The organism is Roseateles aquae, assembly GCF_032337115.1.
GTDB lineage: Bacteria > Pseudomonadota > Gammaproteobacteria > Burkholderiales > Burkholderiaceae_C > Roseateles_C > Roseateles_C aquae.
Map to the genome: position 1 here is coordinate 1 of NZ_JAVXZY010000033.1, position 1801 is coordinate 1801.

A 1801-nucleotide genomic window follows, 5' to 3' on the forward strand; every position below is an offset into this window, starting at 1 on the left:
CGTTGAGGCTGTAAAAAATCTCCTCAACATCCCCAATTCACAGATAGAGCGCTAGCGGTTCAACTACGCAGACATCCCAGGAGGTCTGCATGCCGCGCTACAAGCCCCAGGTCCGCGATTCGATGCTGCTGCCGGTGGTGCTGTCCGAGCAGCTGGTGCCCGGCAGCTTCGCCTTCGCGCTGGACTACCTGGTGGAGCATGAGCTGGACCTCTCGGCGCTGGATGCCCGCTACCGCAACGACGAGGTCGGCGCCAGTGCCTACGACCCGCGCGTGCTGCTCAAGATCGTGCTGCTGGGCTACAGCCGCGGCCTGGTCTCCAGCCGGCAACTGGAGCGGGCCTGCGTGCATGACATCCAGTTCATCGCGATCAGCGGCGACAGCCACCCCAGCCACGCCCAGCTGGCCAAGTTCGTCAGCACGCTGGGCGAGGAGCTGAAGGCGCTCTTTCACCAGGTGCTGCTGGTCTGCGATGGCCAGGGCCTGATCGGACGCGAGCTGTTCGCCATCGATGGCGTGAAGCTGCCGGCCAATGCCAGCAAGGAACGCAGCGGCAGCCATGCGGAGCTGGCCCATCGCGCGCAACGCCTGGAGAAGGCGGCCGACAAGATCGTGGCGCTGCATCAGATGCAGGACAAGGGCAGCACCAGCCCTGGCGAGCGGGCGCTGGATGCGCAGCGCCAGCAACGCGTGGACGCCCTGCGCCGCGAGGCGCAGCGCACCCGCGAGTTCCTGGCCGCCAACACGCCACGGCGCAACCGCAAGGGCCAGGAACTCAAGACCAACATCACCGACCCGGACAGCGCCAAGATGGCCACCAGCAAGGGCGTGATCCAGGGCTATGCGGCCCAAGCCGCGGTGGACGCCCAGCACCAAGTCATCATCGCGGCGGACATCACCGGCTCAGGCTCCGAGCAGGCCATGCTGCTGCCCATGGTGGAGCAAGCCCAGCCCTTTGCCGATGCCCAGACCCTCATCACCGCCGACGCCGGCTACCACAGCGATGCCAATGTGCTGGCGCTGCAAGCCCAAGGCCGACCCGCGCTGATTGCCGACAACCAAATGCGCCAGCGTGATGAACGCTTCAAGAGCCAAGCTCAGCACAAGACCCAGCCCGACCCGCTGTACGACAAACAGCCCACCGGGCAGGACAAGCCGATCCAGCACTTCGGCCCGCGCGACTTCCGCTTCGACCCCAAGACCCGCACGGCCCTCTGCCCGGCGGGCCAGACCCTGCGCAGCAGCGGGGCCATCTACCAGGTGGGCAAGGGCCAGCGGCGCGAAGACTTCAAGGCCAGGCCCGAAGACTGCCAGGGCTGCGCCCTGCGCACCCAGTGCCTGCGCCACCCCGAACGCACGCAGGCGCGCAAGGTCTCGCTCTTCCACGCCAGCGAGATCGACCCGAACGATGCGAGCCAGCGCATGCGCCGGGCCATCGACAGCCCGCAGGGACGCAGCCTCTACAGCCGCCGCATCGCCACCGTCGAGCCGGTCTTCGCCAACCTCAGGCACAACAAGCGCCTCGCCCGCTTCACGCTGCGCGGCACGGCCAAGGTGCGGGCGCAGTGGCAGCTCTTCTGTCTGGTGCACAACATCGAGAAGTTGGCGCACAGCGGATGGGGGCCATGAAGGCGCGGGGGCGCAGCAGGGAAGTCCCCCGTCAGCAGCTGCCACAGCCACCCACCAAGGCCCAAAGTTCGCGCCACAATCGCACGCAATGAAAACTCTGCTGAACCAGAGCCCATCCTGCTCGTCAGATGCCTTGACGCGTCGGGGTGGGGTTATTGGACAGCTTCGTTAGG

General features: G+C 66.8%; 1 protein-coding gene. It reads left to right on the top strand.

All coding sequences use genetic code 11. The annotated features are described in order from the left end of the window. Positions 1-89: 89 nt before the first annotated feature. Complete coding sequence (locus RQP53_RS24620; protein ID WP_315653380.1) at positions 90-1628, top strand: IS1182 family transposase; 1539 nt, start codon at positions 90-92, stop codon at positions 1626-1628. Positions 1629-1801: the final 173 nt, after the last annotated feature.